Source organism: Aminobacter niigataensis, assembly GCF_946995915.1.
In the GTDB taxonomy this organism is placed as follows: domain Bacteria; phylum Pseudomonadota; class Alphaproteobacteria; order Rhizobiales; family Rhizobiaceae; genus Aminobacter; species Aminobacter niigataensis.
In genome coordinates, this window is sequence record NZ_OX341517.1 from 1,351,619 (window position 1) to 1,377,907 (window position 26,289).

At 64.4% G+C, this 26,289-nt stretch carries 29 protein-coding genes and 1 pseudogene; 14 read left to right on the plus strand and 16 right to left on the minus strand.

The window, feature by feature from the left end:
• Positions 1-24: 24 nt before the first annotated feature.
• A complete protein-coding gene (locus O1Y97_RS06400; RefSeq protein WP_318763501.1) occupies positions 25-1,275 on the plus strand; it encodes a glycoside hydrolase family 5 protein in 1,251 nt (416 codons plus the stop codon).
• 603 nt (positions 1,276-1,878) lie between these two features.
• On the opposite strand, the gene O1Y97_RS06405 is transcribed toward O1Y97_RS06400, so the two are convergent.
• Positions 1,879-2,028 (minus strand): hypothetical protein, encoded by a 150-nt coding sequence (locus tag O1Y97_RS06405; RefSeq protein ID WP_318763502.1) that lies wholly within the window; start codon positions 2,026-2,028, stop codon positions 1,879-1,881.
• A 353-nt stretch (positions 2,029-2,381) separates the two neighbouring features.
• Between O1Y97_RS06405 and O1Y97_RS06410 the strand changes: the two genes are divergently transcribed.
• Positions 2,382-3,056, plus strand: coding sequence for a hypothetical protein (locus O1Y97_RS06410; protein WP_318763503.1), 675 nt, complete (start codon positions 2,382-2,384; stop codon positions 3,054-3,056).
• Positions 3,057-3,115: 59 nt separating this feature from the next.
• On the opposite strand, the gene O1Y97_RS06415 is transcribed toward O1Y97_RS06410, so the two are convergent.
• From O1Y97_RS06415 to O1Y97_RS06465, 11 genes are all read right to left on the minus strand, one after another.
• A complete protein-coding gene (locus O1Y97_RS06415) occupies positions 3,116-3,604 on the minus strand; it encodes a GNAT family N-acetyltransferase (RefSeq protein ID WP_183262715.1) in 489 nt (162 codons plus the stop codon).
• Entirely contained in the window at positions 3,601-4,641 is a 1,041-nt protein-coding gene (gene ruvB / locus O1Y97_RS06420; RefSeq protein ID WP_318763504.1) for a Holliday junction branch migration DNA helicase RuvB, read from the minus strand. Before ruvB ends, O1Y97_RS06415 begins: the two co-directional genes overlap by 4 nt.
• On the minus strand, positions 4,638-5,042 hold the full coding sequence (locus tag O1Y97_RS06425; RefSeq protein ID WP_108606524.1) for a PIN domain-containing protein: 405 nt from the start codon (positions 5,040-5,042) through the stop codon (positions 4,638-4,640). The genes ruvB and O1Y97_RS06425 overlap by 4 nt, the downstream gene beginning before the upstream one ends.
• Positions 5,039-5,314 (minus strand): AbrB/MazE/SpoVT family DNA-binding domain-containing protein, encoded by a 276-nt coding sequence (locus O1Y97_RS06430; protein WP_183262713.1) that lies wholly within the window; start codon positions 5,312-5,314, stop codon positions 5,039-5,041. Before O1Y97_RS06430 ends, O1Y97_RS06425 begins: the two co-directional genes overlap by 4 nt.
• A gap of 67 nt (positions 5,315-5,381) precedes the next feature.
• Positions 5,382-6,002, minus strand: a complete 621-nt coding sequence (ruvA, locus tag O1Y97_RS06435) for a Holliday junction branch migration protein RuvA (protein WP_318763505.1) — start codon at positions 6,000-6,002, stop codon at positions 5,382-5,384.
• 13 nt (positions 6,003-6,015) lie between these two features.
• Entirely contained in the window at positions 6,016-6,429 is a 414-nt protein-coding gene (locus O1Y97_RS06440) for a type II toxin-antitoxin system VapC family toxin (protein WP_183262711.1), read from the minus strand.
• On the minus strand, positions 6,410-6,679 hold the full coding sequence (locus tag O1Y97_RS06445) for an AbrB/MazE/SpoVT family DNA-binding domain-containing protein (protein ID WP_183262710.1): 270 nt from the start codon (positions 6,677-6,679) through the stop codon (positions 6,410-6,412). Before O1Y97_RS06445 ends, O1Y97_RS06440 begins: the two co-directional genes overlap by 20 nt.
• A 67-nt stretch (positions 6,680-6,746) precedes the next feature.
• The gene (locus tag O1Y97_RS06450; protein WP_183262709.1) at positions 6,747-6,998 is read right to left on the minus strand and encodes an AbrB/MazE/SpoVT family DNA-binding domain-containing protein; all 252 of its coding nucleotides are present in this window, start codon (positions 6,996-6,998) and stop codon (positions 6,747-6,749) included.
• Between the two features lie 60 nt (positions 6,999-7,058).
• Positions 7,059-7,577 (minus strand): crossover junction endodeoxyribonuclease RuvC, encoded by a 519-nt coding sequence (gene ruvC, locus O1Y97_RS06455; RefSeq protein WP_108606530.1) that lies wholly within the window; start codon positions 7,575-7,577, stop codon positions 7,059-7,061.
• An 87-nt stretch (positions 7,578-7,664) separates the two neighbouring features.
• Positions 7,665-8,198 carry a protease adaptor protein RcdA gene (gene rcdA, locus O1Y97_RS06460; protein ID WP_055975432.1) on the minus strand — a complete coding sequence of 178 codons (534 nt, stop codon included), beginning with the start codon at positions 8,196-8,198 and terminating at the stop codon, positions 7,665-7,667.
• A gap of 408 nt (positions 8,199-8,606) precedes the next feature.
• Positions 8,607-8,984 (minus strand): hypothetical protein, encoded by a 378-nt coding sequence (locus O1Y97_RS06465; protein ID WP_108606531.1) that lies wholly within the window; start codon positions 8,982-8,984, stop codon positions 8,607-8,609.
• Positions 8,985-9,484: 500 nt separating this feature from the next.
• On the opposite strand from O1Y97_RS06465, the gene O1Y97_RS06470 reads away from it, so the two are divergent.
• Positions 9,485-10,087 carry a DUF2269 family protein gene (locus O1Y97_RS06470; protein ID WP_318763506.1) on the plus strand — a complete coding sequence of 201 codons (603 nt, stop codon included), beginning with the start codon at positions 9,485-9,487 and terminating at the stop codon, positions 10,085-10,087.
• Between the two features lie 47 nt (positions 10,088-10,134).
• Here O1Y97_RS06470 and O1Y97_RS06475 read toward each other — a convergent pair whose 3' ends face one another.
• Positions 10,135-11,772, minus strand: a complete 1,638-nt coding sequence (locus O1Y97_RS06475; protein WP_318763507.1) for an acyl-CoA synthetase — start codon at positions 11,770-11,772, stop codon at positions 10,135-10,137.
• Positions 11,773-11,824: 52 nt separating this feature from the next.
• On the minus strand, positions 11,825-12,595 hold the full coding sequence (locus O1Y97_RS06480) for a sulfite exporter TauE/SafE family protein (protein ID WP_318763508.1): 771 nt from the start codon (positions 12,593-12,595) through the stop codon (positions 11,825-11,827).
• Positions 12,596-12,771: 176 nt separating this feature from the next.
• Here O1Y97_RS06480 and O1Y97_RS06485 point away from each other — a divergent pair, with 176 nt between their 5' ends.
• From O1Y97_RS06485 to O1Y97_RS06520, 8 genes are all read left to right on the plus strand, one after another.
• Positions 12,772-13,419 carry a thiamine phosphate synthase gene (locus tag O1Y97_RS06485; protein WP_318763509.1) on the plus strand — a complete coding sequence of 216 codons (648 nt, stop codon included), beginning with the start codon at positions 12,772-12,774 and terminating at the stop codon, positions 13,417-13,419.
• A gap of 2 nt (positions 13,420-13,421) precedes the next feature.
• On the plus strand, positions 13,422-14,531 hold the full coding sequence (locus tag O1Y97_RS06490; RefSeq protein ID WP_318763510.1) for a tetratricopeptide repeat protein: 1,110 nt from the start codon (positions 13,422-13,424) through the stop codon (positions 14,529-14,531).
• 104 nt (positions 14,532-14,635) lie between these two features.
• Positions 14,636-15,202 (plus strand): elongation factor P, encoded by a 567-nt coding sequence (efp, locus tag O1Y97_RS06495; protein WP_018429990.1) that lies wholly within the window; start codon positions 14,636-14,638, stop codon positions 15,200-15,202.
• Between the two features lie 25 nt (positions 15,203-15,227).
• A complete protein-coding gene (locus O1Y97_RS06500) occupies positions 15,228-16,028 on the plus strand; it encodes an inositol monophosphatase family protein (RefSeq protein WP_108606536.1) in 801 nt (266 codons plus the stop codon).
• Between the two features lie 72 nt (positions 16,029-16,100).
• On the plus strand, positions 16,101-16,790 hold the full coding sequence (trhA, locus tag O1Y97_RS06505) for a PAQR family membrane homeostasis protein TrhA (RefSeq protein WP_108606537.1): 690 nt from the start codon (positions 16,101-16,103) through the stop codon (positions 16,788-16,790).
• A gap of 195 nt (positions 16,791-16,985) precedes the next feature.
• On the plus strand, positions 16,986-18,005 hold the full coding sequence (locus tag O1Y97_RS06510; protein WP_183262705.1) for a MotA/TolQ/ExbB proton channel family protein: 1,020 nt from the start codon (positions 16,986-16,988) through the stop codon (positions 18,003-18,005).
• Positions 18,006-19,037 carry a peptidoglycan -binding protein gene (locus O1Y97_RS06515; protein WP_183262704.1) on the plus strand — a complete coding sequence of 344 codons (1,032 nt, stop codon included), beginning with the start codon at positions 18,006-18,008 and terminating at the stop codon, positions 19,035-19,037.
• A 279-nt stretch (positions 19,038-19,316) separates the two neighbouring features.
• Positions 19,317-19,721, plus strand: a complete 405-nt coding sequence (locus O1Y97_RS06520) for a hypothetical protein (RefSeq protein WP_318763511.1) — start codon at positions 19,317-19,319, stop codon at positions 19,719-19,721.
• A 62-nt stretch (positions 19,722-19,783) separates the two neighbouring features.
• Here the strand turns inward: O1Y97_RS06520 and O1Y97_RS06525 are convergent, their stop codons facing one another.
• The gene (locus O1Y97_RS06525; protein WP_183262702.1) at positions 19,784-20,137 is read right to left on the minus strand and encodes a DUF1304 domain-containing protein; all 354 of its coding nucleotides are present in this window, start codon (positions 20,135-20,137) and stop codon (positions 19,784-19,786) included.
• A gap of 137 nt (positions 20,138-20,274) precedes the next feature.
• Here O1Y97_RS06525 and O1Y97_RS06530 point away from each other — a divergent pair, with 137 nt between their 5' ends.
• From O1Y97_RS06530 to O1Y97_RS06540, 3 genes and pseudogenes are all read left to right on the plus strand, one after another.
• Positions 20,275-21,759, plus strand: a complete 1,485-nt coding sequence (locus O1Y97_RS06530; RefSeq protein ID WP_318763512.1) for a carboxypeptidase M32 — start codon at positions 20,275-20,277, stop codon at positions 21,757-21,759.
• 153 nt (positions 21,760-21,912) lie between these two features.
• Positions 21,913-23,563: pseudogene (locus tag O1Y97_RS06535) on the plus strand (FAD-binding dehydrogenase).
• A 95-nt stretch (positions 23,564-23,658) separates the two neighbouring features.
• Positions 23,659-24,348 carry a nitroreductase family protein gene (locus tag O1Y97_RS06540; RefSeq protein ID WP_318763513.1) on the plus strand — a complete coding sequence of 230 codons (690 nt, stop codon included), beginning with the start codon at positions 23,659-23,661 and terminating at the stop codon, positions 24,346-24,348.
• A 45-nt stretch (positions 24,349-24,393) separates the two neighbouring features.
• Here O1Y97_RS06540 and O1Y97_RS06545 read toward each other — a convergent pair whose 3' ends face one another.
• Complete coding sequence (locus O1Y97_RS06545; protein ID WP_183262698.1) at positions 24,394-26,199, minus strand: ABC transporter transmembrane domain-containing protein; 1,806 nt, start codon at positions 26,197-26,199, stop codon at positions 24,394-24,396.
• Positions 26,200-26,289: the final 90 nt, after the last annotated feature.

Below are 26,289 nucleotides of genomic sequence, written 5' to 3' on the forward strand. Positions count from 1 at the left end.
CCAGTCTTGTCTGCAGCGAACCGGATGGCAGCAATAGTGGCGATGATCAAGACCTCACTTGTGGCGTTGCTGGCGCTGGCGCTGTCGGTCTGTGCGGCCGCTGCCGCGACGTTTTCGATGAAGCGCGGCATCAATCTCGACATCTGGGACACCTGGCCCGACGAGGCCCGCTGGGGCGACGCCGAGGTCATGCTGCCCTTTCCGGAATGGCGCAAGCGGCTCGGCGCGGCCGACCTCGAGGCACTCAAGGCCGACGGTTTCGATGTCGTGCGCATTCCCGTCGATCCCTCGGTCTTCCTGTCGGAAAAGACTGCGGCGCTGCGCGAGCGATTGTTCGAAAGCGTTCTGGAATCCGCTCGCCAGATCAACGCTGCCGGGCTCAAGGCGGTCGTCGATCTCCATCTCATTCCCGCCGGCGGCAACCGCAAGATCGGCATGGCCGAGGTGATGGATCACCCTGCCTTGTTCGACGGCTATGTCGAACTGGTCCGCCAGATGGGGCTCACCTTGTCGAAGGAAGATCCGGCCCAGGTCGCGTTCGAATTGATGAACGAGCCGGTCGTCGATTGCGAGCCTGGGCAAACCAAAGTCTGGCCCGAGCGCCTCAAGCGCCTCCATGCTGCTGCCCGTGCCGCGGCGACACGGCTGACGCTGGTGCTTTCGGGCGGCTGCTGGGCCAGCGCCGAAGGGCTCGCGGCCATCGATCCCAAGGAGATCCCGGACGACAACATCATCTGGACCTTCCACAGCTATGCACCGTTCCTGCTCACCCACCAGGGCGCGACCTGGGCCGGCGACTTCATTCCCTACGTCACCGGACTGCCTTATCCGCCCCATTCCGTGCCGCGCGCAGAGCTCGACGCCGCGCTCGACAAGGTCAGGGAAAAGATCAGGGCCGAGGCACCCTTGTTGCGCCGTTCCGGCCTGTTGTCCTATCTCGACGAGCAGGTGGCGACCGTGGACACCAAGGCCAAGCTCGACGCGCTGCTCGACACGCCGTTTCGCATGGTTGCCGAGTGGGCCGGGAAACATGGCGTTGCGCGCGAAAACATCTACCTCGGCGAATTCGGCATGATCCGCCAGGAATACGGCAATCCCTTCGTCATGCCCGGCGCCTGGCGGGCTGGCTATGTCAAAGACATGATCGCCCGCGCCGAGACGCATGGTTTTGCCTGGTCGATCTGGGGCTATGGCGGCGCCTTCGGCATCGTCGACGAGTTTGAAGGACGCAAAGCCGAACCGGATGTGCTGGAGGTGGTGAGGGGCTTGGAGTAATGTCTGCCGAACTCAATCATTGATTGTAGGAATATTTTCTTGTACTATCGCTTTGACTTGGCGATGGGACGAGCATGACGAACACAAACGATGAAGAGACGGCTCTCAGGAAATTCCGCACGAGGCATGTCGGCCTCGACCTCGACGTCAAACTGCTGCGGCTGCGGCTGAAGGCAGGCTTCAACCCCGCCCAACCGAGAGTGCCATCGGGCAATCATGATGGCGGCCAGTGGACCGATGCTGGTGGAGGTGCCGGGCGCTCGCGACCGAACCGAAATCTGTCTGGCGCCCGAGCGTCGCCAAGCGTTACACCCGGCCAGAGAGGCGGGGCGGCTTCCTCAAGCAAACCTGCCGCGCGCGGATCGTGACGCGTGTTGGACTATCCAACCGACCGGGAAGTCCGCATGTACGGCACACGGTAAGCCTTCCAGGTGGACGGCGTTTCGTCTTCCAGACCGAGGGCACGAGCCAAACCGTGCTTGACGGTGCCGGTACTCCGGTCAGCAAGATGCTATGGACCCCTCAAGGGCCGATGTCGCTACCAGTGATCCAGCGCGCAAATGCGCCGGTTGCTCGGCAAGCCTTCGAGGCCGGGCGACAGCTCTACAACAGTTTATCGGCTGGCAACACGCGGGACCAAAGGGCCTGCTTGGCCTTCACGGCGAAGGAGCGTCGGCCGAACGGGTCGTTGCTGACATCGTTGAGCTTCGTCGGCATGCTCTCGCGCGCCGAGACGGAGAAGGTCTGCACCAAGCTCGAACTCGTGCAAAGGTTGTCGGACGAAGCGATGCAGGAAGCCAAACTCGCTGGCCCATACTCGAGTGCGACAGTCTTCGGGTGCACACGCGACTGCATAAGAAGATATTAACGCTCAAAGACCCAACCCTGACTTCAGAGCAGTCATTGCTGAAACGAATGGAGGAAACTCTGATCGATTTCAGTGCGGTGCGCGTCGATGTGCTGGAAGATCGAAATGTTGGTCCGATCTGTGTCTATGATCTAAAGACGGGGCGCAGGGGTCTCAGCCGCAGCCGGGCGATCGAGTTTGCGAGGAGGCTTGCTTTTCATGGTCGCCCGATCATCATAATCGAAGTGAGGCCTTACGAATGACGGCTTCGCAACTCATCAAGCGTCATATCAAGCCGCTTCTGACCGGCCACACGGATCTCGAGATTATCGGTCGCTGGCTTGTCATGAAGCCAATACGGCATGTGCTGCGAGGCGTCGTTATCCTGACTCGCAATCACGATGAGTATTTTGTTCCGAAATGGGCTGTGACCCATTTTTGTGAACCTGTCGGCAATTTCCCCCTTAACTGGGGCGATCGAATCGACCGGGAAACGCCCGGGCTTTTCACTTGGGATCCCGAAGGAGTTCTCCAACTCGTCACGCAGTTGGAGCGAGATATCCTGCCCATCTTCCGCAGCATCGAGACGCTCGACGATCTGGTCGCTTATGTCGAAACCAAGCCGCTCCCGTATCGCCGTTTCGAGATCGACGAACTGCGCGGAGTTTGTCTGCACGCGGCGCGCGGGGACCTGGAGACGGCGCGAGTCAGGCTGGACGATCTCAGGAACGGCCGCTCCTTGTGGGGCATTCCAGGCTTTGCCGAAGCGGAGGTGGCGTCTGTGGTCGATGGCCTCGGGCCGGCACTCGACAAGGGCGACCGGCTTGCCATTGCCCGGCAGCTGGCGGTCTGGGAAGCGATGCGCATTGCGAAACTGCCGAAGGGGTTTGCTCGGATCTGGGAATCGACACCGTTCCCGGTGGAAAAGGAATAGGTTCTCTCCCCGGCAGGCGGGCCACTTCTCGGATGTTCGGGAGGGAGAACTGAGCGTGGCTACCGCGTCCTCGGGCGCTCGAAGCGCTGCTCGCGCACGCCGCCGGACCACTGGTCGCGTTCTTCTTCCGCCACAAGCGCAAAGCCGAAGGACTCGTAGAGGTGGCGCGCGGGACTGAGCCCGGCGAAGGTCGTGAGATAGACCCTGGGAAAGCCCTTCATGTCAGCATGCTCGATCGCTGCGCCCATCAGCCGGCGCCCCAGTCCGGTGCCACGCGCATTGTCGCTGGTGATGAACCAGCGCAGATGCGCCAACGGCTCGACTGCGGTCGGCGCCTCGATGCTGATCGTGCCCAGCAGGGCGCCATCGTCGTCGTATTCGGCTGCGAAGAAATCCTGGCCCGGCCGGAAATCGCGCATGAAGGTGGAAAGCTCGCCTGCCACCTTGGCTTCGAAGGGCAGGCCGAAACCCCAGTCGCGGGCGTAATATTCGGCGTGCAGCCGAACGATGTCGGCGATCAGCCCAGGACGATAGCCAGCCGGGCTCATTCCTCTTCCTGGAACAGGTTGATCTGCTGCACGGCGAGGTCGCGCGGGATTTCGAGGCCAAGGTGCTTCCAGGCGTTGGCGGTCAGCATGCGGCCGCGCGGCGTGCGCTGGATGAAGCCCTGCTGGATCAGATAGGGCTCGATGATGTCTTCGATGGCATCGCGCGGCTCGGACAGGCCGGCCGCGATGGTCTCGATGCCGACAGGACCGCCGCCGAAATTCATCGCGATCATCGAGAGATAGCGCCGGTCGAGCGAATCGAGGCCGAGTGCGTCGACTTCAAGTCGCGACAGCGCCTCGTCGGCAATGCGGCGGTCGACGGGGCCGGAACCGGCGACGGAGGCGAAATCGCGGACGCGGCGCAGCAGGCGGCCGGCGATGCGCGGCGTGCCGCGGGCGCGCCGCGCAATCTCGATGGCGCCGTCGTCGGCGAGCGGCATGCCGAGGATGCGCGCGCCGCGGCGCACGATCAGCTCCAACTCCTCGACGGTGTAGAAATTGAGCCGGGTCGGGATGCCGAAGCGGTCGCGCAGCGGGTTGGTGAGCAGGCCGAGGCGCGTCGTTGCGGCCACCAGCGTGAACTTGGCGAGGTCGATCTTCACCGAGCGAGCCGCCGGGCCTTCGCCGATGATCAGGTCGAGCTGGTAGTCCTCCATCGCCGGGTAGAGGATTTCCTCGACCGCCGGGTTGAGCCGGTGGATCTCGTCGATGAACAGCACGTCGTGCTCTTCGAGATTGGTCAGAAGGGCTGCGAGGTCGCCGGCCTTGGCGATCACCGGGCCTGAGGTCGAGCGGAAATTGACGCCGAGCTCGCGCGCCATGATCTGGGCGAGCGTCGTCTTGCCGAGGCCGGGCGGGCCGACGAACAGTACGTGGTCGAGCGCCTCGCCACGGCCCTTGGCCGCCTCGATAAAGATCTTCAGGTTGGCGCGCGCAGCCGCCTGGCCGACGAAATCGTCGAGCGTCTGCGGGCGCAGGCTGTTGTCGGCGTCCTCGCCGCGCTTTTCAGGTGTAATGAGGCGGGTGGGCGTGTTCACGAAAGCAGTTCCATGGATGGGATGGACTTTGCGGCAGACAAGTCGAACGTCACCGTGTGCGAGCAGCCGAGTTGCAGATTGTGCTCGGCGATCAACGCATCGGCAAAGTCCACTTGCGGGGCGGCCGCGCGCTCCAGCGCGCGGACGACCGCATCGAAGTCCTCGAAGGCGAGCGTCCTCACCTTCAGCAGCCTGTGAATGGTGGTCAAGGTCTGGTCCTTCGTCTGCCGGTAACGCGATGCAAGAGCCCAACTGAATTCAACCAGCACAATCAGGCTGATGAACCCGGGGGTCTCCTCGCTCAGGCCGCTCCCGAATGCGAGTGCTTTCGCCTGCTGATCGGGGTCGTCGTTCAGCACCATGCGCAGCAGAATGTTGGTGTCGATGCCGACCTGCGTCACGGGGCATCCCCCGCCAAATCTTTGCCAAGTGCATGCGTTGCCACGGCATCGCGAACCGCCTCGTCGATTTCCGCCAGCGTTGCCGGCCCGCCGGGCGGGTCGCCAAGGATGCCGGCGAGGTCGGCGAAGGCAAGATTACGCGGCGTGCCGACGAGATGGTTGTCAACAACGGTCCAGGCGATGGCATCGCCGGGCTTCAGCGACAGCATGTCTCTCACGTCTTTCGGAATGGTGAGCTGGCCCTTGGAGGTCAAGGTGGCTTCGGCACCCATATTTCTTACTCCTGACCAAAATACTTACTTTTGGCAATATAGTAAGAAAATCGAGGTGCTGCAATGGTCACCGCGCCAGCTCCTTCAGGCCGAAACGGATCAGCTTGGAGGAATCGGCATCCTCGCCGGCCGTCTTCATGGCGGCGGCAATGGCATTGGCGGCGATGTCGCGGGAATAGCCGAGATTGACCAGCGCCGAAACCGCATCGGCGATGGGGGCGGGGGCCACGCCCTCGCCGAGTTCCTGCTTCAGGCCGATGGTGCCCGAGGCTTCGCCGGCGAAGGCCGGGGCCTTGTTCTTGAGTTCGGTGACGATGCGCTCGGCGACCTTCTTGCCGACGCCGGGGGCACGGCTGACCATGGCGATGTCGCGCAGCGCGATCGCGTTGGCGAGGTCGGATGGCGCCAGCGTCGACAGGATGGCGAGCGCGACCTTGGCGCCGACACCGGGGACATTGTTCTGCAGCAGCCTGAACCACTCGCGCTCCAGCTCGGCCTTGAAGCCATAGAGGCGGATCATGTCCTCGCGGACATAGGTTTCTATATAGAGGACTGCGGCTTCGCCGGCGCCGGGCAGGGCGGCCAGCGTGCGCGCCGAGCAATAGGCGACGTAGCCGACGCCATGGACGTCGAGCACGCAATAATCCTCGCCGATCTCGTCGACGGTGCCCTTCAACTTGCCGATCATTTGGTGCGTCCCGTCATGGATGGGTGTCTGGTGCGATGATGTCGAGGTCGGGGAAATAGCTGCGGTAACGCGTGGCGTCGCGCGTCAGCAGCCGGTGCCCCGCCACCTGCGCATGCGCGCCGATGAGGAAATCGGGCAGGGTGCGTTCGCGCGTTCCGCCATTCTGGCGATATGCCAGATGCGCCTTACCGGCCATGAAAGCGGCTTCATAAGGGATCAGCGCCTTGTGCAGCGAAAGTCCGGCCAGAGAATCGACGAGGTCGGCCTCCGCCGGAAACCGAACCGAGATCTCCGACCAGATCACCGGGTTTACGACCAGTGCGGCGACGCTTCCTTCTTTCACGAGGTTGCCTCGCGACCAGTTGCTTGTCGCGCCGCCCTGGAACATGTCCAGGAAAATGTTGGAATCAACGAGGACCGAGGTCATCGCGCGGCCCCCTCAGCCAGTCCATATATTCATCGGTTGTCATGCCGCCGAGGTCGATCGTTCCGGCTACCTTGTCTGCCCAGGCACCGATGGCCTTCGCCCGGCGCTGCCGGGCCTCGTCGCCTTGAAGGGCAACGAGTGTGACAACGTCGTCGGACACGACAAAATCCACCTCCGAGCCGGCCTCGATGCCGAGACGGTCGCGGATCTCCTTGGGGATGGTCACCTGGCCTTTTGTCGTCACGCGCATGGTAATACCTCGTAGGTATTACTTAGCTGCCGCATGAGAACAAGTCAAGAACATGGAGCGGCTGCCTTCAGCGTTCCCTGGCGAGCGCCGCCAGTTCGTCGGGGCTGCTCGCTGGGTCGGCCGCGCCCTCGAGGCGGTCGAGAATAGCCAGGAACCGGTCCAGCCGGTCGCGATCGGCCAATCTGTTGATGTCGTCCTTGGGCACGATGGTGATCTTGCCGCCTTCGATGCCGAAGATCACTTCGGTGTTGGCGCCGATGCCGAAAGTTTCGCGCAGATCGCGCGGAATCGTCACCTGTCCCTTGCTCGTCACCCGCATGGAATCATTCCTTCTCTTACGGGGAAGGAATGTCCCCATGACCGGAACAAGTCAAGAACATCAGGCCTGAGCGGCCAGTGCTGCAAGCCGATAGGCCGGGCTCTGGCGATGGTGCGCGTGACAGATGGCGATGGCCAGCGCATCGGCCGCGTCGGCCGAGTCGAAACCGGCCTTGGGCAACAGCACCTTGACCATCATGGCGATCTGCTTCTTGTCGCCGTGGCCGACGCCGATCACCGCCTTCTTGACGGCGTTGGGCGAATACTCGGCGACCGCCAACCCGGCGCGTGCGGGCACCAGCATGGCGATGCCGCGGGCCTGGCCGAGCTTCAGCGTGGCGGTGGCGTCCTTGTTGACGAAGGTCGCCTCGACGGCTGCCTCATGCGGCATCTCGCGATGGATCACGTCGGCAAGACCGTCGTGCAACTGGCACAGCCTGCTGGCAAGCGCGGCCTTGTCGTCGGACCGTACGGTGCCTGCGGCGACGAAACGCAGCGAATTGCCGAGCGATTCGATGATGCCCCAGCCGGTGCGCCGAAGCCCGGGGTCGATGCCGATGATGCGAATCGTCTCTTTCATCCGTGAACTCTATCTCCACGGGTGCAGGACGCCAGAAAAATGTGAACAAAACAGAAACAATCCCCGCGCTTGGCAGGGTTGCCGAGCCTAGTTGCGGGCGAACGCCGTATTCAGCAGGCTGATCTGGTCTGAGACGGGGTTGCTGCGGCGCATGGCCTGCACCGGCACGACCGTAGCGCCGTTGCCGTAGATCTCCTCGTCCATGCGGCGCACATGCGCCTGCAGCCTGAGCGAACGGCGGACGAGGTCGACGAAATCGGCCGGCAATTCGTTCCAGCCGGCGGCGTCGTCATGGGCGGAAGCGGTGTCGAGGCGCACCTTCGATTTCTCGGAGGCGACCTGGTCGCGGGTCATTTCGCCGGAATTGGCGGCGCGCTGCAGCAGCAGCCACGATGCGATCTGCATCAGTCGCGTGGTCAGCCGCATCGATTCGGCGGCGTAAAGCGTGGCGGCAAGCCGCGACAGCTTCTTGGCCTCGACGCGTCCGGCGCCATCAAGATACTCGGCGGCTTGTTCGACCAGCCCCATGCCCTCGTTGTAGAGGGGCTTGAAGGACGGCGAAAACACCCGCCTTTCGGCGAGCTTGATGGTATTTCCGCTTTCCCTCGAAGGCTCGTTCATCATCGCTACCCTGCAACCCTGATCCCGCGTTACCGCCCGTCTTTGGCGACGGATTCTGCGCGGTCCGCTCCTATACGCCAAGCCCGATGAAAATGCGCTTCCGCTCATGCGAACGCAAGCGCATGTTTAACAAAGGGTTAACGCGGCGGATTGGAGCGCTTTTGGAGGGCGTTCCACGGACCTAGGCGCAAAAAAAAGAGCCGCGGAAAAGCGCGGCTCTCAGGAGTTTAACAGGGAGGCGTCAAACAAAGTGGCTCCAACCACTCGGTAAGAATCCAGATGACTGGATACGCACAGTAAACAACTGGAATGCTTAATGGACGCTTAAGAACGTTGCTGATTTGTCGTTGACTGTGCCGACACGGCACACCGGCGCGGCAGCGGATGCCACGCCGGCGTTACGCCGACTCACGACTTCCAGACGACCGGAAGAGCGATAACGGCAAACAGCAACATCGCCGCGTAGAAGCCCATCGACGACATCGCGACAACGGGCTCGATCGCGGCATTGCCGCCGAGCAGGAAGAACAGCCCGACCAGAAGGCCGATGCCGCTGATGGCCGTCAGCCAGAAGTGGATCTTCGCCAGCACCTTGTCCCGCGCGACGGGAAACAGGTGATAGAAGACGGCGAACACAGCCGACATCAGCCATCCTGCCACCATGGTGTGGGCATGGACCGGCATCTGCGTATGATCCTGGCTGATCGACATGTGCAGGCCGAGCGCCATGCCACACAGCGCATAGACGATCGCGAGTGTGAAGAAATTCCGTGCTACCCCTTGCATATCCTTGCTCCGATTGCCTTTTCCCCCCGCAGGGAATGGGTTGGTGACGACGAGTAAGTCGGTGCCGGCGCATTAGCACCGGCCGTGTTTCCGCCGCATGCCGCGCTGCTGCATGGCATGCTTCCGGTCTCGTTACATTGGAAGCTGGGTCAGCCGGCCGTTGCCTCCCCGCGGCCGGGTTCCGGATGCGCGCCGTCCCCACGGCGCATCTAAACATACCATGCTTTGCGGCCCGCTGTTACGTCCGTTGCAGGGCTGTCACCATGGTCGGCGGCTGGAATTTCCGCAGTTTTCCGGGGTCTGTCGCATCATTCCAGCAGACGGCCGGCACCGCTGTTGTACAGACTTGCTGGCCCGCGCGCTGACGGGGCAAGCAGTCATGCGGGCATCGGCGTCGCTTCAGCATCTGCGGTCGTGACGGCCGAAACATTCAGCGATCCGTGCCGACACAATGCCGAAACAGCGCCGGCGCTATTTGCCGGCGCCGCAACGAGTGACGGGTGAAACAGCTGCTGCCGTTGTCGGAAAACCGGATTGGAAAGGTTTGGAATATGGATTTGTATTCTCTCTTCAAGTTGCTGCACATCGTCGCCGCCGTCGTTTGGGCCGGCGGCGGTTTTGCGCTGATGCTGCTTGCCTTTCGCGCCGACCGCGCAGGCAATGTCGAGGGCATGCTGCAAGCCATGGGCTCGATTGGTCAGCTGGGTAAGCGACTGTTCGTGCCGGCGTCGCTGGCGACCCTGGTGTTCGGGCTCATCATGTGCACGTTCTGGGTCGGCTTCCGTGACTTGTGGGTCGTCATCGGCCTTGCCGGCTACGCGACGACGTTTTTGGTTGGAACGCTCATTTTCCAGCCGACCGGTGACCGCATGGCGGCGATGATTGCCCGCGACGGTGTAACGCCTGCCGCGCTCGACCAGGGCCGGCGCATCCTCAAGGTCGCGCGCTTCGACTATGCGGTGATGTTCATCATTGTCGCCGACATGGTGCTCAAGCCGACGCTGTCGGACGTGCCTGTCCTGTCGGCCATGGCGGTTCTTTTCGTCGCGGGCGCATGGGCGGCCTTTGGCAGCCAGCGCGGAGTGGCAGTGCCGGCTGCTTGAACCAAAGGAGCCGGCGCCGGTACGGACGCCGCCTCTCGTTCTACTGTCTACCCCTTGGCCATGTCGCGCAGGCGGAACTTCTGGATTTTGCCGGTCGAGGTCTTGGGGATCTCGGCGAAGATCACTGCCTTCGGCACCTTGAAACGGGCAAGCAGCGAACGGCAATGCTCGATGATCTCGGCCTCCGTCGCTTCCTTGCCCGGCTTCAGCTCGACATAGGCTATGGGCACCTCGCCCCATTTGTCGTCCGGCCTTGCCACCACGCCGCAGGAGGCGACGGCGGGGTGCTTGTAGAGCGCGTCCTCGACCTCGATCGAAGAGATGTTCTCGCCGCCGGAGATGATGATGTCCTTGGAGCGGTCCTTGAGCTGGATGTAGCCGTCGGGATGCATCACGCCGAGGTCGCCGGAGTGGAACCAGCCGCCGGCGAAGGCCTCGTCGGTGGCCTTCCTGTTCTTGAGGTAACCCTTCATGACGATGTTGCCGCGGAACATCACCTCGCCGATGGTCTCGCCGTCATCGGGCGTCTTCTCCATGGTCTCGGGATCCATCACCGTCAGGTCTTCGAGCGCGGCATAGCGCACGCCCTGCCGCGCCTTCCTGGCCGTGCGCGGACCTTTTTCCAGCTCGTCCCATTCGCCGTGCCATTCGTTGACGACGGCGGGGCCATAGGTCTCGGTCAGGCCGTAGAGGTGGGTGACGGCGAAGCCGGCATCGGCCATGCCGGAAAGTACGGCTTCAGGCGGCGGTGCTGCGGCGGTGTTGAAGGTCACCAGTTGCGGAAACGCGCGCTTTTCTTCGTCCTTGGCATTGATCAGCAACGACATGACGACAGGCGCACCGCAGAGATGGGTGACGCCTAGGTCGGCGATGGCGTCGTAGATCTGCTTGGCGCGCACCCAGCGCAGGCATACATGCGTGCCGGCCTGAACCGCGAGCGTCCAGGGAAAGCACCAGCCGTTGCAGTGGAACATCGGCAGCGTCCAGAGATAGACGCAGTGCTTGGCCATGCCGGCATGGATGGTGTTGGTGTAGGCCATCAGAGCGGCGCCGCGGTGATGGTAGACCACGCCCTTGGGATTGCCTGTCGTGCCCGAGGTGTAGTTGAGCGAGATGGCGTCCCACTCGTCATCCGGCATCGACCAGGCGAAGGTCTCGTCGCCCGAGCCCACAAAGGCCTCGTAGTCGATCGTGCCGATGCGTTCGCCCTTGGGGTAGGGCGCGTCGGCGGGGTACTCGGGGTCGTCATAGTCGATCACCAGCGGCTTGACCTTGGCAAGCGCCAGCGCCTCCTTGACCACGCCGGAAAACTCGCGGTCGACGATCAGGAGCCTGGTCTCGGCATGGTCGAGCTGGAAGGCGATGATCGCCGCATCGAGCCTGGTGTTGAGCGAATGCAGCACGGCCTTGGTCATCGGCACGCCGAAATGCGCTTCGAGCATCGGCGGCGTGTTGGACAGGATCACCGTTACGGTGTCGCCCTTGCCGATGCCGGTCTTCGCCAGTGCGGAGGCGAGTTTCAGCGAGCGCTGCCACCACTGGCGGTAAGTTGTGCGGCGGTCGCCGTGAATGATCGCCACATGATCGGGAAAGGTCTTCGCCGCCCGTTCGAGAAAGCTCAGCGGTGTCAGCGGCTGGTGGTTGGCGGGGTTCTTGTCGAGGTTTTCCTCGTATGGCCGACCCATCGGTGTTCTCCCTGATCTGCCGCATCAAGATAAGAGACTGGCAGCATCGCCCTCAAATGAATTCGGCGATCCCGTCATAAAGCAGCTTCAGCGCGACGATCGCCACCGTGGCGTAGGTGAAGGGATAGAAGATTTCTGGCCGCATCCGCCTGACGAGCCAGGCGCCGGCAAGCGTCGCCAGGGGCGCCAGGGGCATCAGTGCCAGCGAGGCGGTGAGGTTGGCGGTATCAAACTGGCCGAGGGCGAAGTAGGGGACCAGCTTGATGGCATTGGTCACGGCAAAGAAGATGACGCTGGTGCCGGTCAGCACCTTCGGGTCCATCCGCAGCGGCAATGTGTAGACCTGGAAAGGCGGGCCGCCGACATGGGCAACGAAGCTGGTGAAACCGGCGACCAATCCCCAGAAGGCAGCGGCGATGCCGTTCGGCTCGGCCTTGTGGTCGGCGCCGTGGCGCAGGCTGGTGTAGATCCAGCGCGCAACGAAGACAAAGGCGATGGCGCCGACGATGAAGCGTACATTGTCCGCCGTCACCACCGAGGCCATCAGCCAGCCGATGCCAATGCCGACGATCGAACCCGGCAGCATCTGCCATAGGATCGTGCGGTCGAAGACGCCGCGCCAGCTCCACAGCGACACGACGTCCATCAGGATCAGGATGGGAAGAAGGATGGCGGCGGCCTGCACTGGCGACATCACCAGCGCCATCAGCGGCACGCCGACGAATCCGACCGCGCCGCCGAAGCCGCCCTTGGACAGGCCGACGAGAATCACCGCCGGCACCGCCGCCGCGTAAAACCACGGATCGAGCAGAAGCGAAGTCATGGACAGCCGCCTTTCGCGTCCGCAATAGCCGCACGGCAGCGCCTTGGCGAGTGCCGCGCCAATCTTTTCATATGCTTGGGTTCAGCTGCGTGTCCTGTTCAACGGCACCACTTTGTTCTATGCCCCAATGCAAACATGATCGCCTTGCATAGGCGTCGAGCACCGGATCGAAGAACATGAACCCAAATACGCCGCCCAATCGCTGCCGCATCGTGCTGATTGCGCCGCCCTCGGTGCGGCCCGGGGATGTCGAGGCCGCGCTTGCCGGCGGCGACGTCGCTTCGCTCATCCTTCCCACCGAGGGCACCGATGAAGTGTCCTTCCAGAACTTCGCCGAAAAGGTAGCAGCTGCGGCACGCGAAGCCGGCGTGGCCGTGGTGGTCGCCGGCGACACCCGCGTTGCCGGCCGCATCCAGGCCGACGGCATCCATGTCGAGGGCAAGAAGGCGGCGCTCGCCGAAGCCGTCGAACATTACCAGGAGCGCATGATGGTCGGCGTCGGCGGCGCCAAGACGCGCGACGATGCGCTGGAACTCGGCGAGGAGCGGCCCGACTACATCTTCTTCGGCCGCTTCGGCTACGACAACAAGCCCGAGCCCCATTCGCGCAACCTCTCGCTCGGCCAATGGTGGGCCGAGATGATCGAGATCCCCTGCATCGTGATGGCCGGCTCCGAGCTCGCCTCTGTCGAGGCGGTAGCGGCGACAGGCGTGGAATTCGTCGCGCTGTCGTCGGCGGTGTTCGGCGAAGGCATCGATCCGCGCGAGGCGGTGGCTCGCGCCAATGCGCTGCTCGACGAGACTGCGCCGCACTTCGAGGGCTGACGATGGACCGTTCGCGCTTCCTTGCCGCGCTTCTGTGCCTGGGCTTCGGGCTCGAGCCCGCGATTGCCGTCGAAAGCGCGCCTGTCCCGCCGTCCGACCAGGGTGCGGTTCCCTCACTTGGCAAGCCTGTCGACATCGTCGACCCCAGCCGCTTCGGACCCGCGCCGACGCCGGAGGCGGTCCCCGCACTGCAGCCCGCTCCGGCTGCTCCCGCCACGCCTGATCTCGGCGCCAATCCGGCGGCCAAGGCGCCCGACGGCATCGACCCCAACCGTTTCGGCGGAAAGCATTCGGACGAGGCCTATGGCGCCTTCCAGCGTGGGCTCTACAAGACGGCCTACAATCTGGCGCTGCCACGGGCCGAGGCGGGAGACTCCGCCGCCCAGACGCTGATTGCCGAAATCCTGTCGCGTGGCCTGGGTGTGGCGCGCAACGATTCCGAGGCAGCCAAGTGGTACGAGCGCGCCGCCGAACAGGGCGTTCCCGAAGCGCAGTTCCAATATGCGCTGCTGCTGCTCGATGGGAAATACGTCACCCGCGACGACAAGGCCGCCAATGCGCTGATGCAGGCCGCGGCCGAGGCCGGCAACCGGCTCGCCCAGTTCAACTATGCCCAGATGTTGGTGCAGCGCGAGCCAGGCGGCCGGGGCCTGGAGAAGGCCGTGCCCTATTATGAACGGGCCGCGGCGGCAGGGCTCGCGGACGCGCAATATGCGATGGCCCAGGTGCTTGGCAACGGCGTCGGCGGCAAGCTGCGCGACGACAAGCAGGCAAGGCTGATGCTCGTCCGCGCGGCACGCCAGAACTACGACACCGCCCAGTTCGATCTCGGATTATGGATGGCCGACGGCCGCGGCGGCGACCGCGACCTGAAATCGGCTTTCGGCTGGATGAAGCTCGCCGCCGACAGCGGCAATGTCGCGGCGCAGAACCGGCTCGCCAAGTTCTATATGGGGGGCATCGGTGTCGATCCCGATCCGATCCTCGCCGGCGCGTGGTACATCAATGCCCGCCGTGCCGGGCTCAACGATCCCGAGATGGACGACTTCCTGCGCGGCCTGACCGACGTCGAGATGAAACAGGCGCTGGAGCGCGCCAACCGCATCCGCTGAGATCAGCGAAAATCGCGACTTCTCTTGCCTAAAAAGCCATTTTGTGGTCTTGGAGGCGCCGATAGCGCCCCTTCCGGCGCAAACCTCTCTTCCGGAAACCAACCATGGCCAAGATCAACGGCAACGAAATCCGTCCCGGCAACGTCATCGAGCATGACGGCGGCCTCTGGGTGGCGGTCAGGACCAATCACGTCAAGCCCGGCAAGGGCGGCGCCTACAATCAGGTCGAACTCAAGAACCTCATCAACGGCACCAAGCTCAACGAGCGTTTCCGCTCGGCCGAGACGGTCGAAAAGGTTCGCCTCGAGCAGAAGGACTTTTCGTTCCTCTACGAGCAGGGCGATGCGCTGGTGTTCATGGACACCGCTAGCTACGAGCAGCTCGAACTGCTCAAGGATTTCGTCGGCGACCGCGCCGCCTTCCTGCAGGACGGCATGATGGTCACGGTCGAGCTCTATGACGAGCGTCCGATCGGCATCGCGCTGCCCGACCAGGTGACGCTGACGATCACCGAGGCCGACCCGGTCGTGAAGGGCCAGACGGCCGCTTCGTCCTACAAGCCGGCGGTGCTGGAAAACGGTGTCCGCGTGCTGGTGCCGCCCTTCATCTCGTCGGGCGAGCGCATCATCGTCGACACCAACGAGATCACCTACGTCCGCCGCGCGGATTGAGCACGGTAACGGAGAGGTCTAGATAATGGCGCGTTCAGCGATCCTAAATGTCATGGTGCAGGCCGCCATGAAGGCCGGCCGCTCGCTGGCTCGCGACTTCGGCGAAGTGCAGAACCTGCAGGTCTCGCTCAAGGGACCTGGCGACTATGTCAGCCAGGCCGACCGCAAGGCCGAAGACATCCTGTTTGCCGAGCTGTCGAAGGCCCGCGCAGGTTATGGCTTCCTGATGGAAGAGCGTGGCGTGGTCGCCGGCGAGGACGACCAGCACCGCTGGATCGTCGACCCGCTCGACGGCACCACCAACTTCCTGCACGGCATTCCGGTGTTCTCGATCTCGATCGCGCTGGAACGCCAGGGCCAAATCGTCGCCGCAGTCGTCTACAACCCGGCGATGGACGAGCTCTACACCGCCGAACGCGGTGGCGGCGCCTTCCTCAATGACCGCCGCCTGCGCGTCTCCGGCCGCACCAAGCTTTCCGATGCTGTCATCGGTTGTGGCGCGCCGCATCTCGGCCGCGGCCATCATGGCAACTTCCTGCTCGAACTGCGCAACGTCATGGGCGAAGTCGCGGGCATCCGCCGCCTCGGCTCGGCGGCGCTCGATCTCGCCTATGTCGCTGCCGGCCGCATGGACGGCTTCTGGGAGACGGCATTGTCGCCCTGGGACGTCGCAGCCGGCATCCTTCTGGTGCGCGAAGCCGGCGGCTTCGTCTCCGACGACAAGGGCGGCCAGGACATGCTCGATGGCGGCTCGATCGTCGTCGGCAACGAGACCATCCACCGCGCGCTGCTCAAGACCCTGAAGAAGCCGGTCACGCCGCGCTGATCCGCCGCGCAGCGCACTGCTTGCGCATCGTGCCTGCGCCTGCCCATATTAGGCAAGGCGCAGGGACGAGCGATGACGGACAATCTCCGCAAGCCTGAGACAGCTGTGCCCTTCATCGGGCGCTACAGCCATTCGCGCGCCGAACTCATCGCCGACGGCGTGGTGCACGCGATCGGCATCCTGCTCGCCGTCGCCGCCGGTTCGGTCCTGCTTTCGATCTCCGCATTCTACACCGCCACCGGCGAGTATCTCGCCGCCGTGGTTTTCGTGGTGGCGCTGCTGACCGTGCTTTCGGTGTCGTGCGCCTACAATCTGTGGCCGATCTCGCCGGCCAAGTGGGTACTGCGCCGCTTCGACCATGCCGGCATTTACCTGCTGATCGCCGCCACCTACACGCCGTTCCTGGCCCAACTCGAGGACCGCGTCACGGCAGGGTGGATGGCGGGTATCGTCTGGTCGGCGGCCATCGCCGGCATGGCGATCAAGCTTTTCCTGCCCGGCAGGCTCGACCGGCTGGCGGTCGCCTTCTATCTCGCCATGGGTTGGAGCGGCGTCGTCATCCTGCGCCCGCTGGTCGCAACACTGCCTTCGGCAACGCTGTGGCTGCTGTTTGCCGGCGGCATGGTCTATTCCTGCGGCGTGATCTTCTATGCCTGGCAGCGTCTGCGTTTCCAGAGCGCCCTCTGGCACGGCTTCGTCGTCACCGGAGCGGGCCTTCACGTGGCGGCGATGATCGACCTTCTGGTGGTCGCGCGGCTGTGATCGCGGGACGATGCGCGCCACCAAGCGCAAGCGTCTTTCATTTTCGTCACATTTCCGCTTACAGTCGTGGTCCACTAACGCGTCGGTGCAACTTAACAAAAGCACCATGCGTAGATTGAAAGCGGCGAAGCGTCCTTTGCGTGTCCGGATGGATGTGCGACGCCTTGGCCGCGCGGAACTGGAACCGGGGCGCCGATGTCATTCTTGAAATCTCTCGGAGTAGGCAGGGGCTCCGATGTGCTCAACTACGATCCGCATCGCCTGTCCAGTCCGCAGGTGTTCCTGCTGACGATGATGATCTTCCTGGCGATCGTCGCCTTCATAGCGGCAATCCTGACACGGCAGATTTCCAACGCCTTCGTCACCAATCCCGGCCTCAACGGGCTGATCATCGGCGTGCTTGTCGTCGGCATCGGCCTTGCCTTCGTCCAGGTCGGCCGCCTGTTTCGTGAAGTACGCTGGATCAACTCATTCCGGGCCGGCTCGGAAGTCAACGAACCGGTGCTGCTGGCGCCGATGAAGGCGATGCTCGGCCGTTCGTCGTCGATGGCGTTCTCGACCAGTTCGATGCGGACGATGCTCGATTCGATCGCCACCCGCCTCGACGAAAGCCGCGATGTCTCGCGCTATCTCGTCGGCCTGCTCGTCTTCCTCGGCCTGCTTGGCACGTTCTGGGGCCTGCTTGAGACCATCGGTTCGATCGGCGACACTATCCAGTCGCTCGATCCCGGCACAGGCGATGCCGCCGCGGTGCTCGAAGCGCTGAAGGCGGGGCTCGCCGCGCCGCTGCAAGGCATGGGCACTGCCTTCTCGTCGTCGCTGTTCGGCTTGTCCGGCTCGCTGGTGCTGGGGTTCCTCGATCTTCAGGCCGGCCGTGCCCAGACGCGTTTCTACACCGAGCTGGAAAACTGGCTCTCGACAGTTGCCGACCTGTCCTCCGACATCGTCGTCGCCGATGCCAAGAACGGCTCGACGGACGAGATCCGGGCGCTCAGCGAGCGTTTGCGCAACATGCAGGAGCAGGGCGGGTCGAACCCACGCATCGCCGCTGCCATGGCCAGCCTCGCCGACGGCATTTCGGGCCTCGTCAAGAACATGCGCAGCGAACAGCAGATCATGCGCGACTGGGTCGAGGCGCAATCCGACGAGCAGAAGGCGATGCGCAGCACGCTCGAAAAGATCGCCGACGCCCTCAAGAAAGAGGGAGTCCACTAAGTGGCTCTTGCGCGTGGGCGGCGGGGCGACCGTCGCATCGACTATTGGCCGGGTTTCGTCGACGCGCTGTCGACGCTGCTTCTGGCCATCATGTTCCTGCTCTCTGTCTTCGTGCTGGCGCAGTTCCTGCTCAGCCGCGAAATCTCCGGCAAGGACGAGGTGCTGACCCGGCTCAATTCGCAGATCAACGAGCTGACGCAGCTGCTCGCGCTTGAAAAGTCCAATTCGCAGGACGTCGAGGACGCGCTCGCCAACCTTCAGGCATCGCTGTCGGCTGCGGAGAGCGAAAAGAGCCGGCTCGAACAGTTGTTGTCCCAGGGATCGGGCGCCGGTGCCGAGGCCACGGCGCGGATCGGTTCGCTGACCGGCGAACTCGACAGCGAACGCCAGATCAGCCAGCGCGCACTCAGCCAGGTCGAGCTGCTCAACCAGCAGATCGCCGCTTTGCGCCGCCAGATCGGCGCGCTGGAGGAAGCGCTCAACGCTTCGGAAACCCGTGACAAGGAATCCAACACCAAGATCGCCGATCTTGGCCGCCGCCTGAACGTGGCGCTGGCCCAGCGTGTGCAGGAACTCAACCGCTACCGCTCCGACTTCTTCGGCCGCCTGCGCGAGATCCTGTCCGACCGCGAAAACATCCGCATCGTCGGCGACCGTTTTGTGTTCCAGTCGGAAGTGCTGTTCCCGACGGGCTCCGAGCAGATAAACGAGGCAGGCCAGGGCGAGATGAAGAAGCTCGCCGACGCCATCCTCGAATTGCAGAAGGAAATCCCGCCGGAGATCAACTGGGTGCTGCGCGTCGACGGCCACACCGACAACATTCCGCTGTCGGGCACCGGCCGCTATCGCGACAACTGGGAGCTTTCTTCCGCCCGCTCGACCTCGGTGGTGAAATTCCTGATCGAAAATGGCGTGCCGGCCAACCGACTGGTCGCGGCCGGCTTCGGCGAGTTCCAGCCGCTGGACGAAAGCGGCACCGACGAGGCGCGCTCCAGGAACCGACGCATCGAACTCAAGCTCACCGAGCGATAGGGCGGCACCCGCAACAACGGAACCGGGCGAACCCGGTCTCAATATTTCGTGTGCGAGAAGCCTGCCTCATCCGCGGCGGTGGTGCGGCATTGGCAGCGCGATTGTGGCGGCCAAGATTATCTTTTCTTAATTGGGCTTCCCGGCTGCGCGAACCTAGACTCCAGATGCAGTCCGGGAACCGCCGGCGACGACCTCCCGCCGCGACACGACGGAACTTGACGGGCTGCGATCGACGGGACGCCAGTTGTAACGCGACCCGCAAGTTCGGGAGACGCAATCATGCGCTCTTTGACCCTCAAGGCGGCGCTTGCCGCATTCCTCGTCTCGGCTCCTCTCGGCGGCATCGCCTTCGCGGCACCCATGCACGAGCCGCATTTCCGTTCGTCGGACCATGACGACAGCGACGCACCTCCACCTACGACCTATGTCACTGGCGGACAGCTGAGCGCCGTGCTCAACGATCTGCGCGACGCTGATGCGCGCATCCAGTCCGACCAGCACCTCAAGCTGATCACGCCGGCAGAGGCACGCGGGCTGGAAGCGCAGGGGACCACGATCCGCAAGGCGGCGGTTGCCGACTCAGTGCGCGACGGCGGCCTGATCCCGGCAGGCGAATACCACCAGCTGATGGCGCGGATCTCCGGCCTGGACGATCAGGTCGGCCACGACGCCTTCCGCGGCTAGTCTCGTTGCAGTCCTTGTCAGGCGCCTTCGGTGCAAGCCGGGGGCGCCTTTTTGGCGTCAGGCTACCAGCCGATCCAGAGGGCGGCGAGAGCCAGCACGGCCGGCACGGTCTGGATGTAGAGGATCTTGCGGCTGACGGTGGCCGCGCCATAAAGGCCAGCGATGGCAATGCAGAGCAGGAAGAATATCTTCACCTGGAAGCCTGCCTCGCCCAGCCACAGGCCCCAGATCAGGCCTGCGGCGAGAAATCCGTTGTAGAGCCCCTGGTTGGCGGCCAACACCTTGGAGGCCGTGGCGAAATCGGGCTTCAGGCCGAACGCCTTGTGGCCGCGCGGCGTGTCCCACAGCACCATTTCGAGATAGACGATGTAGAGGTGGATCAAGGCCACCAGCCCGACCAGGATGTTCGCAAGCATAGCCGTCCCCCTTCGATCTCCGGGATGACTTGAGCATGCCGGCTGCCGCACCGGCAAGTGGTGGACCAGCCGAACAGTCTTGCGAATGCGCGCGCTTTGGTATCCTCTCGCCGCGATTTTGAGACAGAGGAAGAGCCATGTCCTTCGCAAAACTTGACGAACTCGGCCGCAAGCTCGAAGCGCTGGAGCACGCGCTCGCCATTCTCGGCGCCGACGAGGCCACCCACATGGCGGTGGGCGGCGGCGCCAAGCGCGCCGAGGCGCTGTCGGCGCTCGCCGGCATGCATCATCGCCAGGCGACCAGACCCGAAATCGCCGATTGGATCGCCGCCGCCGAAGCGGAAACGCTCAACGACGAGCAGGCCGTGGCACTGCGGGAGTTCCGCCGCCAGTACACCAACATGACCTGCCTGCCGTCGGAGTTCGTCGAGCGCCAGATCTCGGCGCGCCTGCGCTGCGAGCAGTTGTGGCGCGACCTGCGCGCCAAGAACGACTGGGCCGGATTCCAGCCGGCGCTGGAGGGCATCGTCACGCTGGTGCGCGAGGAGGCCGCGCTGCGCTCGGCAGCGCTCGGGCTCGCGCCCTACGATGCGCTGATGGAGCAGTACGATCCCGGCAACCGCGCCGCCGACATCACCCCTGTGTTCACCGAGCTCAAGGCATTCCTGAGGGATTTCGTGCCGGAAGCACTGGTAGTGCAGCAAGAGCGTAGCGCCAAGAACCCACCGCGCGCCCTGTCAGGCGTCTATGCCGTCGAGCGCCAGCGTGAGCTTGGCCTCGCCATGATGGGCGCCGTCGGTTTCGACCTCACCCGCGGCAGCCTGTCGGTGTCGCATCATCCGTTCTGCGGCGGCGTGCCGTCGGACGTGCGCATCACCACCCGCTACAAGACCTCCGACTTCCTCTCGGCGCTGATGGGCGTGCTGCACGAGACCGGCCATGCGCTCTACGAGCAGAACCTGCCGGAAGCCTGGGCGCACTGGCCACTCGGCAAGGCGCGCGGCATGGCCGTGCACGAGAGCCAGAGCCTGTTCGTCGAAAAGCAGCTCGGCCGCAACCCGGCCTTCTGGCACTGGGCGCTGCCCATGGTCGAGCAGCATCTCGGCGAGCGTTGGACGATCGGCGAGATCCTGCCCCACGTCCATCATGTCGAGCGCGGCCTGATCCGCGTCGACGCCGACGAGGTCACCTACCCACTGCACGTCATCCTGCGCTACGAGCTGGAGCAGGAGCTCGTTTCGGGCCGCCTGGCTGTGTCCGACCTGCCCGAGGCGTGGGACGCCAAGATGCGCGAGTATCTCGGCCTGTCGACCATCGACAATCCGGCGGACGGGCCGATGCAGGACGTGCACTGGCCGAGCGGTGCCTTCGGCTATTTCCCGTCCTACACACTGGGCGCGATGATGGCGGCGCAGCAATGGGCGGCCATCGTGAAGGCGCATCCATCGGTCGACGACGAGATCGCGCGCGGCCACTTCGACACCGTCAACAACTGGCGCCGCGACAAGATCTGGTCGCAGGCTTCGCTGTGGTCGACGCCGGACCTGCTCGAACGTGCCACGGGCGAGAAGCTGAACGCAGCGCATTTCACTGCGCATCTGAAAAAGCGGTACGGAGCATAATATCTCTGCTTCATCGAGCCTCCGCTTCGATACGGAGGCCTGGCAACGGGTATTCATCTGCCGCAGCGGAACATCTGCGGCGCGACTTTCCGCTTGATCCTGAAAATCTTTGCCCGAAACTCCCCGCAACACCAAAGACCTTGGGAGAGGCAGGTGGCGGATCATGCGGATGCAATCGTGATTGGCGGCGGGCTGGCCGGCCTTGTCGCCGCGGCCGAACTCGCCGACGCCGGCAAGCGCGTCATCATCCTCGAGCAGGAAGGCGAGAACTCGCTCGGCGGCCAGGCGTTCTGGTCGCTCGGCGGTCTGTTCTTCGTCGACAGCCCCGAGCAGCGCCGGATGCGGATCAAGGACAGCCGCGAACTCGCCTTGCAGGACTGGCTGGGTTCGGCGCAGTTCGACCGACCCGAAGACCACTGGCCGCGCAAGGTGGCCGAAGCCTTCATCGATTTCGCGGCCGGCGAGATGCGGCCCTGGCTGCATGCGCAGGGCATGCGCTGGTTTCCGGTCGTCGGCTGGGCCGAGCGTGGCGGCGCGGCAGCCCACGGCCACGGCAATTCGGTGCCGCGCTTCCACGTCACCTGGGGCACCGGGCCCGGCGTATTGGCGCCATTTTTGCGCCGCGTCCGCGAGCACGCGGCCGCCGGCCGAATCGCGCTCAAGTTCCGGCACCGGGCGAGCCGTCTCATCAAGACGGGTGGGGCCGTCAGCGGCGTTTCCGGCGAAATCCTGGAACCCTCCACCGTCGACCGCGGCCGGCAATCCGGCCGCACGGTTGTCGGCGCGTTCGAGTTCCACGCGGGCGCAGTGATTGTCACATCAGGCGGCATCGGCGGCGATCATGAGCTCGTGCGCAATGCATGGCCCGCCGAGCGCCTCGGCCCTGCGCCGAAGAAGATGGTGGCCGGCGTGCCGCATCACGTCGACGGCCGCATGATCGCCATCACGGAAGCCGCCGGCGGCACCGTCATCAACCGTGACCGCATGTGGCACTACACCGAGGGCCTGACCAACTGGAACCCGATCTGGCCGAACCACGGCATCCGCATCCTGCCCGGGCCGTCGTCGATGTGGTTCGATGCGCTTGGCGAGCGGCTCGAGGCGCCGTTCCTGCCCGGCTTCGACACGCTGGGCACGCTCAGGCGCATCCTGTCCACCGGCCACGAATACTCATGGTTCGTCCTGACCCATCATCAAGAAGGAGTTCGCGCTGTCAGGCTCCGAGCAGAATCCTGACTTGACCTCCGGGCGCTGGATCGAGGTGCTGAAGAGCCGCCGGGCCAAGGGCGCACCGCCGTCGGTCGAAGCCTTCAAACAGCATGGCGAGGATTTCGTCGTGCGCGACAATCTGCGTGATCTCGTTGCCGGCATGAACGCGCTTGCCGGGAACAGCCTGATCGACCATGACCGCCTCCACGCCCAGATCGCGGCGCGCGACCGCGAGATCGACAATCCGTTCTGCAAGGACGCCCAGGTCACCGCCATCCATGGGGCGCGGAAATATCTTGGCGATCGGCTGGTGCGCACGGCCAAGCCGCACAAGATCCTCGACCCTGCAAACGGCCCGCTGATCGCCGTGCGGCTCAACATGCTGACACGCAAGACGCTGGGCGGCCTGCACACCAATCTGGATGGCCAGGTGCTCGACGCCTCGGGCGAACCCGTTCCGGGTCTTTACGCTGCGGGCGAGGTCGCCGGCTTCGGCGGCGGCGGCTACCATGGCTACAATGCACTCGAAGGCACCTTCCTCGGCGGCTGCATTTTCTCAGGCAGGAATGCGGGAAGGCATGTCGCTCGAGGCTGAGCCTCTCGCCAAAAGCTGGCACGGTACGGTCCATTGACGACACCAGCCATTTTCCCGAATGTCCACCGACACGATCAAGCAATGAGAACATCCCGATGACCGTTCAGTCCGCCCACAGCTACCGCACCGTTCCGCTGCCCGACTTCGAAGAGAAGCCGATCGAGGAGATGCGCGCCGGAGCCCAGGCCTTCTACGACGAGATCCGGACACGCCACACCGTGCGGGATTTCTCGACGCGGCCGGTGCCGCGCGACATCATCGAAACCTGCATCATGGCGGCCGGTACCGCGCCCAATGGCGCCAACCACCAGCCCTGGCATTTCGCCGTCATCGGCGACGCCGACATCAAGCGCCAGATCCGCGAGGCGGCCGAGGTCGAGGAGCGCGCTTTCTATGAAGGCCGCGCCGGCGAGGAGTGGCTCAAGGCGCTAGCGCCGCTCGGCACCGATGCCTCCAAGCCGTTCCTGGAAGAGGCGCCGTGGCTGATCTGCATCTTCGGTGAGCGCAGGAGCCGATCGGCCGACGGCGTCACGCGCAAGAACTACTACGTGCCGGAATCGGTCAGCATCGCCACCGGCTTCCTGATAGCCGCACTCCACCGCGCCGGGCTTGCCACGCTCACGCACACGCCCAACCCGATGAGTTTCCTCAACCAGATCTGCGGCCGCGATCCGCACGACAAGCCCTACATCCTGATGGTCGTCGGCTACCCCAAGGAAGGCGCCACCATCCCGGCCCATGCCATGGACAAGCGGCCATTGTCGGAGATCGCGACCTTTCTGTGAGGCGCTATTCCGCGGCGAACGAGCGAAGCGCCAAGGGCTTCCGAACTACTCCGCCGCCCCCTGGAAAGCGCCGGCGCCGGCATGGAACTGCAGCCTGGCGAGACGGGCATAGATGCCGCCCTTGGCGACCAGGCTCTGGTGCGTGCCTTCCTCGACGATTGCGCCGCCATCCATGACCAGGATGCGGTCGGCCTTCAGCACCGTCGCCAGCCTGTGGGCGATGACGATGGTGGTGCGGCCCTGCATCAGGTGTTCAAGCGCCGTCTGCACCTGCTTTTCGCTCTCGGCGTCGAGGGCCGAAGTCGCCTCGTCTAGCAGCAGGATCGGCGCGTCGCGCAGGATGGCGCGGGCGATGGCGATGCGCTGGCGCTGGCCGCCCGAGAGCGTCACGCCACGCTCGCCTACTTGCGTTTCATAGCCGTCCTGCAGCTTTTCGATGAAACCGTCGGCCAGGGCCGCCTTGGCTGCGGCTTCGATCTCCGGACGCGATGCGCCGGGCCGGCCGAAGCCGATATTCTCGGCTGCCGTGCTGGCAAATACCGTCACGTCCTGGGGCACGATGGCGATGCGCTCGCGCACCGCCTGCGGATCGGCCTTTTGCAGGTCGACGCCGTCGATCAGCACGGAACCGTTCTCAGGGTCGTAGAAGCGCAGCAGAAGCGAAAACACGGTGCTCTTGCCCGCGCCCGATGGCCCAACGATGGCGACCGTTTCACCCGGCTTGACGACGAAGCTCAGCCCGTGCACGGCGGCGCGGTCCGGTCGGACCGGGTAGGAGAAGGTTACGTCGCGGAATTCGATCGCGCCGGTGCTCTTGGCGGGCAGGGCGACAGGCGAGGCCGGTGCGGCGACGGTTGGCTTTTCGGCCAGGATCTCGGTGATGCGCTCGGCGGCACCTGCAGCGGAACTCAGTTCGCCCCACACTTCCGAGAGGCTGCCCAGTGCGCCGGCGGCGAAGACCGAATAGAGCAGGAACTGGCCGAGCGTGCCCGGCGACAGCGTGCCGTCGAGGACGTCGCGCGAGCCGAACCACAGCACCGCCACGACCGAGGCGAAGATGGTGAAGATGGCAAAGAAGGTCAGCACCGAACGTGCCAGCACCGAGGCACGGGCCGCGCTGAAGGCCGTTTCAACCGCGGCGGCGAACTTGCCTGTCACCAGCCGTTCGTTGGTGAAGGCCTGGAGCGTGCGGATCGCTCCGATCTGCTCACTGGCAAAGGCGGTGGCGTCGGCCAGCGTATCCTGCGCCGTGCGCGACTTGCGCCGCACCGAGCGGCCGAAGGCGACGAGCGGCAACACGATCAGCGGGATCGCCGCGATCACCAGGCCCGAAAGCTTTGGGCTGGTCACCACCATCATGGCGAGTGCGCCAAGGAAAAGGATGAGGTTGCGCAGCGCGACCGAGGCGGTGGCCCCGACGGCGGCCTTGATCTGGGTGGTGTCGGCGGTCAGCCGCGAGACGATCTCGCCCGACATTGCCGTGTCGAAGAAGGCCGGCGACAGGCTGGTGACGTGGGTGAAGACATCGCGGCGGATGTCGGAGACGACGCGCTCGCCCAGCGTGATGACGAAAAAATAGCGGCAGGCCGAGGCCAGCGCGAGCAGGGCCGCGATCGCCACCAGCATGGCGAAGTACTGGGCGATGAAGGTCGAATCGACCGAGGAGAAACCGTGGTCGATCATGCGGCGTACGGCGAGCGGCAGGGTCAGCGTGGTGACGGCGGCGGCAACCAGCGAAATGATGGCGCCGACGACAAGCCTGGGGTAGCGATAAAGATAGGGTGACAGGCGATTCAACGGGCGGAGCGAACGTCGGCGCTCTTCGTTGGCGGCCGTTGTCGTGTTCGCCATGATGTTTCCCTCTCGGCCGCGGCCCATTTGCCGGCTGCGCGGCCTTGTGATTCGAAATCGGCTGATGTATAGGCACGCCGACCGTTTCTG